The sequence below is a fragment of the Stenotrophomonas sp. 704A1 genome, assembly GCF_030549525.1.
Taxonomy (GTDB): Bacteria; Pseudomonadota; Gammaproteobacteria; order Xanthomonadales; family Xanthomonadaceae; genus Stenotrophomonas; species Stenotrophomonas tuberculopleuritidis.
In genome coordinates this window covers 3,574,772-3,590,442 of sequence record NZ_CP130831.1, presented here as the reverse complement: position 1 = coordinate 3,590,442, position 15,671 = coordinate 3,574,772, and the positions used below count along the sequence as shown (strand labels likewise).

Genomic DNA, 15,671 nt, shown 5'->3' with positions numbered 1-15,671 from the left:
GCGGGAAACTCCTTGGTTTGCGGGGGAATGAACAGGAAGGGCAGGGCTCAGCCGGAGGGCCGGTCGAGTTTGTGGATCGGGCCGGTCCACCACCACAGCGCGGCCAGCGACAGTGGCACCAGCGCGGCGACCAGGATGAAGATCGGTGCGTAGGAGTGGCGGGTCAGCACCGGTACCAGCCAGGTGGTGATCAGCGTCCCGGCCACGGCGGCCAGGCCGCCGAGACCGGCGAGGGTGCCGACCGAGCGACCGCCGAACAGGTCGCCGGGCAGGGTCTGGATGTTGCCGATGGCCACCTGGAAACCGAACAGCACGGCGGCAATCGCCAGCACCGCAAACAAGGGCTGGTTGGCCAGCACCGCGCCCAGCAGGGCTGGGGCCATGATCACGCAGCCCAGGGTGATGGACAGCTTGCGTGCGCGGTCCACACTCTGCCCGGCACGGATCAGGCGCCCGGACAGCCAGCCGCCACTGAGGCTGCCGAGCATCGCGCCAACGAACGGCACCCAGGCGAACAGGCCGATCTGCTTGATGTCGAAGCCGAACGTCTCGGCCAGGTAGATCGGCAGCCAGGACACGAACAACCACCAGATCGGGTCCAGCAGGAAACGGCAGGCCAGCATGCCCCAGCTCTGCCGGTGCGCCAGCAGCGAACGCACGCTCACCTTGGGCGTCGTGGCGGCCTGCTGGCCGGCCTGGTCTTCCAGGATCAGGCGGCGTTCGGCATCGCTCACCCACGGGTGCCTGTCGGGGCCGGCGCGGTAGACGAACAGCCACGGCAGCAGCCACAGGAAGCCGATCGCCCCGACCAGCACGAAGGTGCCGCGCCAGCCCAGCCACAGGTACAGGGCGGCGATGGCAGGCGCCGACACGATCGCACCGATCGAGGCGCCTGCGTTGAAAATGCCCTGCGCCAGTGCACGTTCGCGCGCCGGGAACCATTCCGCGTTGGCCTTCACCGCGCCCGGCCAGGCACCGGCCTCGCTGATGCCGAGCATCGCCCGCACCAGGCTGAAAGACAGCATCGAATGGGTGACCGAATGCAGCGCGATGGAGATCGACCACACGCTGATCGACAGCGCAAAGCCCAGGCGCGTGCCGATCATGTCGAACAGGCGCCCGAACAGGAACTGGCCGGCGGCGTAGAACAGCATGAACACCGTCACCAGCAGCGCGTAGTCATCCTTGGTCGCGCCCACTTCCCTGGCGATCTCCGGCCACATCACCGCCAGCGCATTGCGGTCAATGTAGTTGATGACCGTGGCCACGGCGATCAGGCCGACGATCAGCCAGCGTACGGCCGATCGTACCGGCACCTTGCGCAGCTGGCTCACCAGCGCAGGGCCGTTCATTTCGCGTCACCCTTGCTGCGGTCCATGCGCGCATGGCTGCCGCTCCAGCGGTAGGCGTGGCCATCGACGTTCACGCTGTGCTCGCCCTTGGCGCTGCTGTCATCGGCCACGCCGAGGGCGATGCGTGCACCGCTGGCCAGCCGCAGTTCGATCACCTCGGCATCGCTGCCGCGGCTGCGCACGATGTCCTTGATGCGGCTGTCGGCGCCGTGCACGTACTCGGCGGTGCCGTTGTACTCGCCATGCGGTTCCAGCACGCTGAAGAAGGTCACGTCCTTCTGGCCTTCCACGCGCTGCAGCAGGGCCGGTTCGCGGCGCAGGTTGAATTCCGGGTCGTTGGCACCGCTTTCCACCAGCAGCGCCTGTGCGGGTGCGCTGCTGCCGAAGCGATAGGTGTAGAAGCGGCCATCCAGCAGCCAGGCCAGCGTGCGCGGCTCGCTGCCGGGCGTGCTGCGCGCGTCCAGCCACAGGTGCTGGTAGCCGTTGTCCTTGCCCAGCACCGGGCGTTGCGCGGGGAAGTGTTCGGCCTCGAAACCGGTGGTGACGATGTGGCCGTTGAAATGCAGCGGCAGGTCGTAGCGCGCGGCCCTGTCGCCGTGCACCTGCAGCAGGTCCAGCACCACCGGCAGGCCCAGATCGGGGTGGCGCAGCAGCGCCTGGGTACGGGTGAACACCACGCCGGGGTAGGCATTGCGCATCGTGGCCGAGGCGATCTGGGTATCGGCGTCCGCCTGGAAGAAGCGCACCTGCGGCGCATGGTGCTCACCACGCTTCCAGTCGCCACCGAAGTGGCTCTGCTCGTCCACCACCAGCGTGTTGTGGGCCACGGTCTGCTTGGCCCAGCTGCGGTTCTCGGCCAGGTAGATGCCGCCGCGCTTGGCTTCCACATTGAGGAAGCGCGCCGCGCCGTAGTCGGTCACCACCGGGTTGCCGTTGTCGTAGAACAACCAGTTGAGCTTGTCGAAATGGCCGTGGCCCATGCCCTGCAGGGTGTCCTTCTGCACCAGCGCCTGGCCGCGTTCGCCGCCCATGCGCAGGATCGCCAGGCCACCGCGATCGCCGTCGGGGCCGTCACGCAGCAGCATCGGCCGGTAATCGAAGGGCCGGGCCTTGTTGGCGGCCAGTGCCTGCGCCACCTGCAGGCCTTCGGGTGACAGCAGCAACCGCTTCTGCTGCTGGGCCACCGACAGCAGGCGGTCATCGCCGGTGCGCGCATAGGCGATGCCGATGCCTGCCACCAGCTCCTCGGTATCCAGCCCCTTGTCCAGGATGGCATCGTTGATCGGGAAGAACAGACCGCCGTAACTGGTCTGCACCAGCACATCCACGGCCTTCAGCAGGACACCGTCGCGGCGCTGGAAGATCTTCCGCTGCGGTTCGTTGCGTTCGATCGCATTGGCGAACAGCAGGAACGGGGCCAGCGCATAGCGCTGGTAGTACGGGCCTTCCTCGTAATAGCCATCGGGCGAGAACAGCAGGTCGATCTGCCGCAGGAAGCCGAACGTGTCGTCCTTCTGGCTGCCGCGCAGCGATTTCTCCACCAGGTCCGGGTCGCGCAGCACGTAGCCGGTCATGCCGGTGGCCGCCACCGCCCAGGTGGCGTGGTTGTGGATCTGATCGTAGTTCTTCGGTTCGCTCACCAGGAATTCGGCCATCGGCCGGAACACCTTCGACTCGATGGTGTCGCGGTCTTCGGCCGACAACGCGTCGCGGATCGCGTCGTAGCCCTGGATGGCGTTGACCAGCCACACCGAATCATTCAACACCTGCCAGAACACGCGGCCGGGAATCTGCCCGCGGCCTTCCGGGTGCGGCCCCAGCGTCGGATAGAGCTTGGCGTACTGCAGCAGCATGTCGCGCGCGTACGTCACATAGGTCCTGTCGCCGGTCAGCCGGTACAGCGTGCCGGCCGCCAGCAGCGCCTGGTAATTGCGCTTGTGCTGCTCATGGGTGCGGCCGCCGCCCTTGTCCTTGGGCACCGGCACGTCGATGCCGGCCTTCATCATCTTCTTCAGCGACGTTTCCGTGCGTGCCTGTTCCTTGGCGAACCACGGGTAGCGGGTGCCTTCACTGGCCATCTGCTGCCACTGCGCGCGGGTCACCAGCACCGGGGCGGCGTCGCTCTGGCGCGCCGCAGCGGTCGGGGCCGCCAGCAGCGGCGCCGCCGGCAGCAGGGCAAGCGGCGCGGCCAGGGCCAGTGCCAGGGCCAGGCGGTGCGACGAAACGTACAACGGCTGCAACCTCATCGATCCACTCCGGTGCTGATGCGGGACGAGGCAACCTCGCCCACCTTGGGATACCAGTCCACCCCGGTCTGTTCGCGCGGGATCATCGCCAGCGCCGGGTCGGCACCCACCGCCGGCAGGGCGGTGGCGGCCACCCACAGGCCGCTGGCTGCCTGCTGCAGGGTGACGCTGGCGCTGTCCACGCCGCCGGGGAACACGGTGCTTGCCTGTGGCGACTGCAGGTTGCCGCTGAAGGCGATGCCGGCCAGCGAACTGGCGGCCGTCGGTGGATTCCTGCTGGTGCGGTTGACGATCAGGTTGCCGCTGAAGCGGCTGTTGCTGGCGGCCACCACCATGCCCTTGTCCGCATCATGACCGACGCCGAAGCTGATCTTCGCCACGTCCACGAAGGTGTTGCGGCTGATGGTGGCGTTGACCACCGGCGCGTAGCCCGACAGCGGCGGGGCGGCCTGCGCATCCATCACCGCCAGCGCCGAACGGTTGCTGGAGCCGGCGAGGCGCTCGAAGTAGTTGTTGCTGACCGTCTGGTCAGCATTGATGATGCGCACGCCACCGGTGCCGGCCTTGTCATCGCCGAGGAACACGTTGTCGATCACCCGGTTGCCGTTGCCATGGCGCAGGGTCAGCGCACCGGCCGATCGGTAGAACACGTTGCCACGGAAGGTGTTGCCGCCGGACTTGTTGGAGACGACTCCGGTTTCGCCATCGCAGCCTTCGAACCAGTTGTTCTCGACAGTGCTGTTGGAATCGCTCAGCGAGGTGTCGCTGGTGCCGACACGGAGCGTCTCGCCGCCGTTGACACCCAGCGCGGGACGCGGGCCGAACCAGTTGTGGTCGATGCGATGCTGGTTGTCCAGGCCCTGGGTGGCGTCGCGCACCACCACCACGGTCGGCCCGGCGTTGCCCTTGCCACGCAACTGGCTGTGGTCGAGCCGGTTGTGGCTGCCGTACAGCGATACCCAGTAGTCCTGATCGGCGGCGTCCGGGTGGGTGTAGTCGTCGATCACCAGGCCGGTCACGCGGCTGTGGCTGGCCACGGCCTTGCTCGATTCGCGGAAGGCCACCACCGCATCGCCCGGGGTGTAGCCGTTGCGGAACACCAGGTTGGAGACCTGCAGGTAGCTGCCGGCCAGGCGCAGGTCCGACCGCCCGCTGAGGATCACCTTGCCCGGCGTCTGCGCGCGCAGGGTGATCGGTGCGGCCGCGGTGCCCTGGCCCTTCAGCAGCAGGCGGGTGTCATTCCAGGTCCCATCGGCCAGCACGATTTCGTCGCCGGGCTGCAGCGCGGCGCTGGCAGTGGCGAACTCGGCGGCGTCGTGGACCAACCAGCTGGCAGCCAGTGCCGGCTGCGTGGTCAGGCACAGTGCCAGACCAGTTGTGATGAGGAATCCAGGGGAACGGCTGGGCAGGCGGTGCGAAGTCGATTCGGTACGCATGAGGTCCTTCCAGGCACGGCCGAGCCGCGGTTTCGGGATGGGTTTGTATACCACTTGCAGGAGGTGTTGTAAGCCAGGAATCGCGCAAAGTCATGCTGCATGAGCACATTAAATTGCGACCAAGTGGTATGAAACAAAGGTATTGAGAAAAATCCAGTCCAGTTGGTTGACATTTGTGTGTCGGCGTGTCGAAGCTGCGTCCCACGCCTGCCATCCAGGCGATCCTTTGGGAGGAGGAAACCATGCGGCGAACTGCCGGAGCTGTACGCAGCATCACGTTGTCACCCACGCCCCTGATCGTGGCCCTGCTGGCCACGCTGTCCGCGGCCCCGGTGCAGGCGCAGTCCAGCGCCGGCAACAGCGGGCAGGACGCCACCACGCTGGACCAGGTGCAGGTGACCGGCATCCGCGAGTCGATGCAGAGTTCGATCAACAAGAAGCGCGATGACACCGTCATCGCTGACGTGCTGTCGGCCGACGACATCGGCGACCTGCCGGCGCCGTCGCTGGCCGATGCCATCGAAACCCTCACCGGCGCGGCCTCCACCCGCGACAAGACCGGCGCCTCGGAAATCTCCATCCGGGGCCTCGGCGCGTTCCTCAGCAGCACCAATTTCAATGGCCGCGAGATCACCAACGGCAGCGGCGACCGCTCGGTGAACTTCAACATGTTCCCGGCCGAGCTGATCAATACCGTGGCGATCTACAAGACCCAGCGCGCCGACATCATCGAAGGCGGCGTGGCCGGCACCATCGGCCTGGAGACGGTGCGGCCGCTGGAGTACGGCAAACGTTCGGTGCAGTTCGACCTGCGCGGCAGCTGGGCCGAGTACGACAGGAAGTACCGCGACGACGATGGCATCGGCTACCGTGGCACCGCCAGCTACATCGACCAGTTCGAATTCGGCGACGGCCAGAAACTCGGGATCTCGCTGGGCATCCAGCGGCTGGAAGGCACCGACCCGGAAGAGAGCATCACCAGCGGTTCCACCTGGTATGCCTGTGATGGCAACCAGAATGTGGCCAATGCCAACTGCGGCGAACTCAGCGCCCAGGCCATCGCCAATGGCGCGCCGTACTATCTGGTGCCCAGCAGCCGCATCTATCGGCTGAAGCAGGAGCGCAATGATCGCCAGAGCGAATTCGCGGCCCTGCAGTGGCGGCCCAACGACGTGGTCGAGGTCAACCTCGATTTCGAGCACACCGACCGCAACTGGCACGAGAACCGCAGCGACCTCAGCCTGTCCAATGCGCGCCGTGGCGTCACCCAGCGCGAGGTGGACGAGGACGGCATCGTCCGCCACCTGCACGGCAGCACCTCCATCGATTCCACCTCCAACCGCTACTGGCGGGGCGAGGAGTACACCGGCGGCGGCCTGAACCTGATCGTGCGGCCGAGCCCGGCCTGGGAACTGTCCACCGACCTGTCCTATTCGCACACCAACCGCCTGGACAGCGAGCGCATGACCCGGCTGCGCGCCAACCAGCGTGATGTGGACAACGCCATCGTGCCGGGTATCAGCAGCGGTGCCACCGGCTATGTCGACTACGACTGGGACTGGCAGGGCGAAGTGCCGAGCATCGCGCTGGCGCCCAACTTCGACGCGGGCAACTGGGATGCCTACACCGGCGCGGCGCGGGTAACCTCCAGCGCCACCGAGAACGACCACAAGATCAAGGCCGGCCGCTTCGATGCCAGCTTCATGCCCGAATCCGGCTTCTTCACCCGCATCAAGGGCGGCGTGCGCGCCAGCCAGGCCGACTACCGCCTGCGCGACAACACCCTGGTAACCGATTACGACCAGCGCATCGCCGCCGACAAGGCCAGGATCATCGCGGCCAACCGGGCCTGCCGCGCGCCGTTCCCGCAGGACGACTTCATGGATGCCGCCAGCGGCAACACCCTTTCCTCGTGGGCGTACTTCGACCCGGACTGCCTCTACCAGTCGTTCCGCGGCAGCCTCGACAGCGGCCTGGACCCGGATCAGCCGGACCCCAACAACGTCGATGTCACCGAGAAGACCCGCGCGCTGTACCTGATGGGCGAGTTCAGCAGCACGCTGTTCGGCCTGCCGGTCACCGGCAACCTGGGCCTGCGCTGGGTCAAGACCGATGTGCGCTCGGAGGGCGTGCGCACCGGCCTGACCATCGTCGACAACGGCGATGGCAGCCTCCGCCTGCAGCCCACCGGTGACTACACCACCCAGGTGTTCAAGGCCGGCAATGACAAGCTGCTGCCCAGCCTGAACGCGGCCTTCGAGCTGCGCCCGGACCTGCTGCTGCGGGTGGGCGCATACCGCGCGATGTCGCGCCCGGACATCGCGGCGCTGGGTGCCGGCCGCACCATCAATGTCAGCAGCGATGCCACCTACGGCAACCTTGCCGACGCGCTCGACGACATCAGTGCCAGCGGCAACCCGGCGGCGCAGCCGCTGATGTCCTGGAACGGCGACCTGTCGCTGGAGTGGTACCCCAATCCGGACACGATGCTGGCTGGCGCGGTGTACTGGAAGCAGTTCAACGGCGGCACCGCCACCGCGCTGGTGCCGGAAACCTACACCATCGACGGGCAGACGGTGACCGTGCCGGTGCGCCAGCAGGTGACCACCGACGAGAACAGTACCCTGACCGGCGTCGAACTGAGTGCGACCCATCGCCTGTCGTACCTGCCGGCGCCGTTCGACGGGCTGGGCTTCAAGGTCAGCTACAACTACGCCGATGCCGACTACCAGACCCAGGATTCGCGGCTGGGTGAGCAGCTGGCGGCAGACGGCACGATCATTCCCGCCATCGTCCCGCCGGCCGGCCTGAGCGGATTCTCCCGGCACGTGCTGTCCGGCTCGATCTACTGGGACGTGGGGCGCTTCAACATCCAGGCGATCGGCAAGTTCCGCTCGCACTACTACCAGGACTTCACCGGCAACACCGCGCAGCAGAACCGCTACTACGATGACAACACCAGCGTCGACCTGCGCCTGCGCTATCGGGTGAGCCGGCAGCTGTCGCTGTCGCTGGAACTGATGAACCTGACCGACGAACCCCGCGTGGCATACCAGCCGCTTTACGGGAATTTCCGCGAAGTGGTGAGCTACGGGCGACGCGCGTATTTCGGTGTACGATACAAGTTCTGAACAGGGCGGCGCGGCCACAGGTCGCGCCGTCGCTCCAACCGGACCCGCACCGCGCACGGTGGCCCGGGACGGGCCCGGAGGGAACCGCCAAGGGTCAGCCGCATGTCCGCCAACCGTCTCTACCAGACCATCGCCGCCAAGCTCCGCAAGCTGATCGAGGACGGCGAGTTCCCGCCGGGTGCGCGCCTGCCGGGCGAGCGCGAACTGGCTGAACGCTTCGGTGTCAGCCGGGTCACCATCCGCGAAGCCGAGATCGCCCTGGAAGCGCAGGGCTGGATCGCGATCCGCATCGGCTCGGGCGTCTATGTGAAGCCGCGGCCTGCCCACGCCTCCGGTGGCCTGCCCGATATCAGCGCCTTTGACCTGACCGCCGCGCGCGCGGTGTTCGAGGCCGAGGCGGCGGCGCTGACCGCCAGCAACATCGATGATGCCGGTATCGCCGAACTGCAGGTGCTGGCGCAGGCACTGTGCCGGCGTGACCTCACCGACGAGGAGGCCGGCGACTACGACCGCCGCTTCCACCTGGCCATCGCCCGGCTGTCGGGCAACCCGGTGGTGGAGTACTTCGTACAGCAGATCTGGCGCATGCGCAGCGAACTGCCGCGGGTCACCGAGGTCTATGCACGGGTCTGCCACGATGATGGCGCCAGCCGTGCCGACGAGCACATGGCGATCTTCGAAGCACTGCGCGCGCGCGATCCGGTCGCGGCGCGCAATGCGATGCGGCACCACTTCCAGCGCCTGTTCGAGGCGATGCTGGAGGCCACCGAGAACCAGGCCCTGGCGGAGATCCGTCGGCAGACCCAGCAGGATCGCGAGCGCTTCCTGGCCACCACCCGGATCTGACCGGCGCGCGCGTTCCCGGCCGGATCCGCGTGCACCTGCGGTAGCGCGGCAGCATGACCCGGCGGCGACGGGCCGGACGCCGTGGCGGCCACACCCCGCGCATCCGCGCGCTATGCTGGGGGCCGGACGTCTCAGATAAGGAAAGCCTGATGTTCCCGACCATGTTCTTTACCGTGGTGCTGGCCTTCGTGGCCGTGGTCATCCTGTTCAAGGCCGTGCGGATGGTGCCGCAGGGGTATGAATGGACCGTCGAACGGTTCGGCCGCTATACCCACACGATGTCGCCGGGCCTGCACTTCCTGATTCCGATCGTGTACGGGGTGGGGCGCAAGGTGAACATGATGGAGCAGGTGCTGGACGTGCCTGGCCAGGAAGTGATCACCAAGGACAACGCGGCCGTGCGCGTGGATGGGGTGGTGTTCTTCCAGGTGCTGGACGCGGCCAAGGCCGCCTACGAGGTGGCGGTGCTGGAAGTGGCGATGATCGCGCTGGTGCAGACCAACATCCGTACCGTGATCGGCTCGATGGACCTGGATGAATCGCTCAGCCAGCGCGAGGTGATCAATGCCAAGCTGCTCAGCGTGGTCGACCACGCGACCAATCCCTGGGGCGTGAAGGTCAACCGCATCGAGATCCGCGACATCCAGCCGCCGCGCGATCTGCTCGATGCGATGGCGCGGCAGATGAAGGCCGAGCGCGAGAAGCGCGCGCAGATCCTGGAAGCTGAAGGCTCGCGGCAGTCGGAGATCCTGCGCGCCGAGGGCGAGAAGCAGGCCACGGTACTGGAGGCCGAGGGCCGTCGCGAGGCGGCGTTCCGCGATGCCGAGGCGCGTGAGCGCCTGGCCGAGGCCGAAGCCAAGGCGACCCAGGTCGTGTCCGCCGCGATCGCCGACGGAGACGTGCAGGCCATCAACTACTTCATCGCACAGAAATATGTGGAAGCCTTCAGGGAGCTGGCCAGTTCACCGAACCAGAAACTGGTGCTGATGCCGATGGAGGCCAGTGGCGTGATCGGGTCGATCGCCGGCGTGGCGGAACTGGCCAAGCAGGCGCTGGCCGGTCAGGACAGCAAGCCGGCGGCAACGCGCCCACCGCCGATCGGAGGCTGACATGCGTTGGGAAGTCGTGGTCTGGGGGGCGCTGGCATTGCTGCTGTTCGCGGCCGAAGCGCTGGCGCCCGGCGCCTTCATGCTGTGGATCGGCATCGGTGCGGCGGCGGTGTTCGCGCTGGTGGCGGTGTTTGCCGATATCCCGGTGCTGTGGCAGGTGGTCGCGTTCGTGGTGCTCAGCGTGTTGTCGATCCAGTGCTACCGGCACTGGGGCCGGCCGCGCGCGCGGCAGAGCGATGCGCCCCTGTTGAACCGCCGCGCCGAACAGCTGGTCGGCCGGGTGGTACCGCTGCAGCAGGGCATCGATGGCGGGCAGGGCAGGGTCAGCATCGACGATGCGTCGTGGCAGGTGAGCGGACCGGCACTGCCGGCCGGCACCCTGGTGCGGGTGGTGGCGGTGCAGGGCAGCGTGCTGGTGGTCGAGGCGGCCGCGTAGCTCGGAGTTTCCAGCCAACGGCGCAGCCCCTCGTGGGGTGGTCGCGTAGAGCGGGTCATGTGTTGGGTGGGGCCGGTGGGCCGCTTTTGTTTTTGCTCTTGATCTTCTTTTTCTTCTGCGTGGGTGGACACCGCAGAGATCTGTCAGAGGTCGGTGGGGTGGGGCCGGGCGGGGTATCCGCGCCATGGATGGCGCGGCTAAGCCTTATCTGATTGGAATCTGGCAGCGTAGGCGTCGAGAGCCGGCGTGGGCCGACGTGCTTCGGCCTCGGCTCTGGCTCTGGCGTGTAGAAAGCGCTGCCGGCCGCAGGCCGGCCACACCCCCCCGCTGCGCTGCGGCACGACCAGCGGCCGGCCGATCTGGGATAATGCGCGTTCTTGTTTCCTCTGCTGCCGGACCCGGTCATGACCCAGAAGACGCTGCTCAACGATACCCACCGCGCCCTCGGCGCCAAGATGGTCGATTTCGGGGGTTGGGACATGCCCATCCACTACGGCTCGCAGCTGGATGAACACCACCTGGTGCGTCGCGAAGCGGGTGTGTTCGACGTCAGCCACATGACCGTGGTCGATCTGCGCGGTGACCAGGTCAAGCCCTTCCTGCGCCGCCTGTTGGCCAACTCGGTCGACAAGCTCAAGGCCACCGGCAAGGCACTGTACTCGTGCATGCTGAATCCGCAGGGCGGCGTCATCGACGATCTGATCGTCTACTACCTCGCCGACGACTTCTTCCGCATGGTGGTCAATGCCTCCACCCGCGAGAAGGACCTGGCCTGGCTGCGCGAGCAGGCTGCCCCGTTCAATGTGTCGGTCGAACAGCGCCCGGACCTGGCCATCCTCGCCGTGCAGGGTCCGCAGGCGCGCGACATCGTCATCGGCCTGGCCCGTGAGGCCGACCGCGAGGCGCTGACCCGGCTCGGCCGTTTCGCTGCCCTGCAGGCGCAGACCGACGACGGCGTCGAGCTGTTCGTCGCCCGCACCGGCTACACCGGCGAGGACGGTTTCGAGATCCTGCTGCCGCAGGATGCGGTGGTCGCGTTCTGGAACCGCCTGCTTGCCGCTGGCGTGAAGCCGGCCGGCCTCGGCGCGCGCGACACCCTGCGTCTGGAAGCGGGCATGAACCTGTATGGCCAGGACATGGACGAAGCGATCAGCCCGTACGAAGCGGCGCTGGCCTGGACCGTGTCGCTGGACGAAGGCCGTGACTTCATCGGTCGCGACGTGCTGGAGGCGCAGAAGGCCGCCGGCACCGCGCGCCAGATGATCGGCCTGGTGATGGACGAGAAGGGCGTGCTGCGTCACGGTCAGGCCGTCACCACTGCCAGCGGCCAGGGCGAGATCCTGTCCGGCACCTTCTCGCCGACCCTGGCCAAGGGCATTGCCTTCGCCCGCGTGCCGGCTGGCGAACTCGGCCAGGTCAGCGTCGACATCCGCGGCCGGCTGGTGCCGGTGCGCGTGGTCAAGTTCCCGTTCGTGCGCGAAGGCCAGGCCCAGCCCGGCGTGCTCACCGACGCGTGATCCGAACGTGCCGGTCGTCACTGACAGCAGTGGCGGCCGGTTGGTTACACTAGCCCCGCTTTTTCCACCCCTGCATATCTCTGGAGCAGTCCCATGAGCGAGATCCCCGGCGACCTCAAGTTCCTCAAGTCCCATGAGTGGGCCCGTGTCGAAGGCAATGGCCGCGTCACCGTCGGTATTTCCGACCACGCCCAGGGCCTGCTGGGTGACCTGGTCTACGTCGAACTGCCGGAAGTCGGCGCCGAGGCCAAGGCCGGCGAACAGATCGCCGTCGTCGAGTCGGTCAAGGCCGCCTCGGACGTCTACAGCCCGATCAGCGGCACCATCGTCGAGGTCAACTCGGCGCTGTCCGACAAGCCGGAAACCATCAACGAAGATGCCTACGGCGAAGGCTGGATGTTCGTGGTCGAACTGACCAACGCCGAAGAGCTCAACGAGCTGCTGGACCCGGACGCCTACGCCGAAGCCCTGGAAAACGACGACCACTGAGTCGTCCTTTGCAGGTTCGAACGCGGCCACCTTCGGGTGGCCGTTTTCGTTTTGGCCGATGCCCCGGACATATGCCGGCGGGTTGGATGCATGCCGCCGCACGGGCATCAGCCGGTGCCGAACGCCGCCGAACCGCGTGCGCAGTTTTGCGCAAATCCGCGTTTCCACCCCCGCGATGGCGCGTCGGGATGTGAAAACTTTTCGACCCCGTTGCGGACCCGTTGTGGTGGCGCCGGCATGCGCGCGGCGGCATGTCGGCGCATCCGTGGCGCGCGCGCGCGTGCACTCACCGCCATCAAGCAGAGTGCTTATTTCAAGTGTTTTTTCTTCAGTGGCTGCGCATGCACGTCGTCCGCAGGCTGGCGCACAGCACGGTCTGCGGGCGGCTATCGGGACGCGCCGACGGCAACAGCAGGGGTGTCGGAAACGCGGCGGATGTGAAAATTTTTCGCGGGGGTTGTTGACAGTAAAAAAAACCGTGATTAGGTTTCGCCTCAGCAGACCTTGCCTGCCAAACCGAGTGCGCAGAATCAATCGTCCGATGCGAAGCAGCCCCTCGAAGACCACCGCGATCCTCAAGACGGTGGACATGGCCCCGCTTCCCCCGGAGAAATGCAAGGTCCCCCCGGTTCCGATGCCTGCTCCGCCGATCGTGGCGGGCATCGCCGCATCCGTAACGGCGCGCTTGACGCGCCGGCGGTCCCCGCAAGCAGCATGGGCGGGTTTGATCCACCTGGGCGTTTCAACTCCCTATCACTGACGAGGAGCCATCCCATGGCAACCAAGAAAGCTGCGAAGAAGAAGCCCGCCGCCAAGAAGGCGGTGAAGAAGGTCGCTAAGAAGGCCGCTGCCAAGAAGGCAGTGAAGAAGGTCGCGAAGAAGGCGACCGCCAAGAAGGCAGTGAAGAAGGCTGCCAAGAAGGTCGCACGCAAGAGCGCGGCGAAGAAGACAGTGAAGAAGGCGGCAAAGAAGGTCGCCAAGAAGTCCACTGCCAAGAAGGCTGCGAAGAAGGCCGTCAAGAAGGTAGCCAAGAAGGCCACCAGGAAGACGGCCAAGAAGGCCGCCAAGAAGACCACTGCCCGCAAGCCGGCCAAGAAGGTCGCCAAGAAGGCAGTGAAGAAGGCGGCAAAGAAGACGGCGAAGAAGGCGGTAAAGAAGACCGCGAAGAAGGCGACCAAGAAGGCTGCCCCGAAGAAGGCTGCCAAGAAGGTTGCCAAGCGCAAGCCGGCCGCCCGCAAGAAGAAGGCCGCTCCGGTGGCCCTTCCGGCAACCCCGGCGCCGCTGATCTAAGTACTTCCCGATAGCCGTACCCTGAAACCCCTTCCCCGACTGCCCAGCGGGGAGGGGGTTTTTTTATGGACGATGGGTGCCGCTGCGGCAGCTGCGGCGCGCACGCTTCATGGCGTCGGCTGCCATGCCGGAACGGTCGAGCTCGGCACGGCGCTGCAGGCGCCGGTCAGCCCATCAACAGAAAGGGCGGCCCTGAGGCCGCCCCTGTGCATGCGATCAGGCCGCGCCGATCAGCGCGGCGAGGCGACGGCGCGGTTGCTCGAGGCGCCCTTGCCCTTGCGCTTGTCCTGCTGTGCCGGGGCGGTGCCCTCGGCCATCAGGTTGTCGCTGCCGAAGTCGGTGTCGATATCCAGCCAGCGCTGCGAGGGCAGGCCCAGCGCGGAATCCAGCACGGTCGGCAGCAGGCCGCTGGGCAGGCCGCTTTCGCCGTTCCACATGATGGCGATGCCGAGGTCGCGTTCGGGCACCAGGGCGACCAGGCCACGGTAACCCTGCACGGCACCGGCATGGAACACCACGTCGTGGCCGGCATAGTCGAAGGTACGCCAGCCCAGTGCGTAACCGGCCGAGTGCAGGCGTTCGCGGCGCCAGCCCGAGCGCATCTCGCCGGGAGTGTTGATCAGGCTGGAATGCAGTGTGGCCAGCAGCGGCGCCGGCAGCACGTCCGGACGATGGCCGGTGTGGGCCAGCAGCCACTGCGCCATGTCGCTGGCGCTGGCGTTGACGCCCGCTGCCGGGGCGACACGGTAATAGGTGGGCTTGGGGGTCAGCGAGACCCAGCCGTTGCGGCTGCGCACGTGCGGCCGTGCCCAGCGCGAACTGGCCTGGATGCCTGCCAGGCCGAGGCTGGCATCGTTCATGCCCAGCGGCTTGAAGATGCGGCGCTCCACCGACTGCTCGTAGAAGCTGCCCGAGGCGGCATAGACGACGTCGCCGATCAGGCTGAAGGCCACGTTCTGGTAGGCGTAGCAGTCGCCCGGCAGGCACTTCAGGCTGGTGTTGGCCAGCTTCTGGGTCAGCGCGTAGTACTCGGCATTGCCTTCGATGTCGCGGTCGTAGGCGTTGTAGGGCAGGCCGACTCGATGGCTGAGCACGTCGGCCACGGTCAGACGGTCGGTCGCCTCCGGCGAGTTCAGGCGGAAGCCGGGCACGTAGTCGGTGACCTTGCTGTCCCAGCGCAGGGTGCCGTCGTTGACCAGCAGGCCGGCCATGGTGCCGGCAAAGGCCTTGGACAGCGACGCCAGGCGGAACACGGTATGCGCGTCGACCGGCAGCGGGTTGTTGACGTCGGTGACGCCGTAGCCGCGCGCGCTGAGCACGCGGCCGCCCTGCACGATCGCCACCGCCATGCCCGGCACGCGCTCGCCATAGGTGAGCTGCTGCGCCATCGATTCGATGTGGGCGACGTTGAAGCCGGCGGCGGGCAGCTGCACCTGCGGCACCAGGCCGGTGCGGTAGGCTGCGGGCTGGGTGTGGGCGACCGTCGCGCCGGCGGGGGATTCGATGTTGGCCGGCATCGGCGGCAGGGCCGGCGGGGTCTGCGCGGTGGTGGACAAGGCAACGGGCATCAACATGCCCAGCAAACCGGTGGCCGCCGAACGGATCGGACGACGCAGGCTGTTCTTTTTCATCGGTTGGACCCCGTGCGCGACTGCTGGCGTCGATTCTAGCGCCGCTTTTCGCCTGTGCACAAACAAAGCGAAGATGAATGCGCATCTCGTTGAAAAAGTTGGGATTTTGACGCCAGAAAACATGTGTCGGCAGGTATCGGCCGCGGTGCGCCGCGATGGGCTGTGGCAGTCGTCAGCGCGTGCTGCGC

At 66.9% G+C, this 15,671-nt stretch carries 11 protein-coding genes; 7 read left to right on the top strand and 4 right to left on the bottom strand.

Annotated features, from left to right (window positions below; all coding sequences use genetic code 11):
* Positions 1-47 precede the first annotated feature (47 nt).
* Genes Q5Z10_RS16500 through Q5Z10_RS16490 form a run of 3 tightly spaced genes read right to left on the bottom strand, consistent with a single transcriptional unit; the run spans position 48 to position 5,034 of the window.
* On the bottom strand, positions 48-1,352 hold the full coding sequence (locus Q5Z10_RS16500; RefSeq protein WP_303636459.1) for an MFS transporter: 1,305 nt from the start codon (positions 1,350-1,352) through the stop codon (positions 48-50).
* Positions 1,349-3,598, bottom strand: coding sequence for an oligoalginate lyase (locus Q5Z10_RS16495; protein ID WP_303636458.1), 2,250 nt, complete (start codon positions 3,596-3,598; stop codon positions 1,349-1,351). The genes Q5Z10_RS16500 and Q5Z10_RS16495 overlap by 4 nt, the downstream gene beginning before the upstream one ends.
* Positions 3,595-5,034, bottom strand: a complete 1,440-nt coding sequence (locus Q5Z10_RS16490) for a polysaccharide lyase 6 family protein (RefSeq protein ID WP_303636457.1) — start codon at positions 5,032-5,034, stop codon at positions 3,595-3,597. Before Q5Z10_RS16490 ends, Q5Z10_RS16495 begins: the two co-directional genes overlap by 4 nt.
* A gap of 242 nt (positions 5,035-5,276) precedes the next feature.
* Here Q5Z10_RS16490 and Q5Z10_RS16485 point away from each other — a divergent pair, with 242 nt between their 5' ends.
* The 7 genes from Q5Z10_RS16485 to Q5Z10_RS16455 all read left to right on the top strand — a co-directional run bounded on the left by Q5Z10_RS16485 (position 5,277) and on the right by Q5Z10_RS16455 (position 13,852).
* A complete protein-coding gene (locus Q5Z10_RS16485) occupies positions 5,277-8,165 on the top strand; it encodes a TonB-dependent receptor (RefSeq protein WP_303636456.1) in 2,889 nt (962 codons plus the stop codon).
* Between the two features lie 102 nt (positions 8,166-8,267).
* A complete protein-coding gene (locus Q5Z10_RS16480; RefSeq protein WP_303636455.1) occupies positions 8,268-9,011 on the top strand; it encodes a FadR/GntR family transcriptional regulator in 744 nt (247 codons plus the stop codon).
* A gap of 149 nt (positions 9,012-9,160) precedes the next feature.
* Positions 9,161-10,120, top strand: a complete 960-nt coding sequence (locus tag Q5Z10_RS16475) for an SPFH domain-containing protein (RefSeq protein ID WP_303636454.1) — start codon at positions 9,161-9,163, stop codon at positions 10,118-10,120.
* 1 nt (position 10,121) lies between these two features.
* Complete coding sequence (locus Q5Z10_RS16470) at positions 10,122-10,556, top strand: NfeD family protein (RefSeq protein ID WP_303636453.1); 435 nt, start codon at positions 10,122-10,124, stop codon at positions 10,554-10,556.
* A 404-nt stretch (positions 10,557-10,960) separates the two neighbouring features.
* Positions 10,961-12,073 carry a glycine cleavage system aminomethyltransferase GcvT gene (gene gcvT, locus Q5Z10_RS16465; protein ID WP_303636452.1) on the top strand — a complete coding sequence of 371 codons (1,113 nt, stop codon included), beginning with the start codon at positions 10,961-10,963 and terminating at the stop codon, positions 12,071-12,073.
* Positions 12,074-12,166: 93 nt separating this feature from the next.
* Positions 12,167-12,562: a glycine cleavage system protein GcvH gene (gcvH, locus tag Q5Z10_RS16460; protein ID WP_303636451.1), complete on the top strand. Its 396-nt coding sequence runs from the start codon at positions 12,167-12,169 to the stop codon at positions 12,560-12,562.
* 612 nt (positions 12,563-13,174) lie between these two features.
* Positions 13,175-13,852: a histone gene (locus Q5Z10_RS16455; RefSeq protein ID WP_303636450.1), complete on the top strand. Its 678-nt coding sequence runs from the start codon at positions 13,175-13,177 to the stop codon at positions 13,850-13,852.
* Positions 13,853-14,082: 230 nt separating this feature from the next.
* Here Q5Z10_RS16455 and Q5Z10_RS16450 read toward each other — a convergent pair whose 3' ends face one another.
* A complete protein-coding gene (locus Q5Z10_RS16450) occupies positions 14,083-15,483 on the bottom strand; it encodes a serine hydrolase domain-containing protein (RefSeq protein WP_303636449.1) in 1,401 nt (466 codons plus the stop codon).
* Positions 15,484-15,671: the final 188 nt, after the last annotated feature.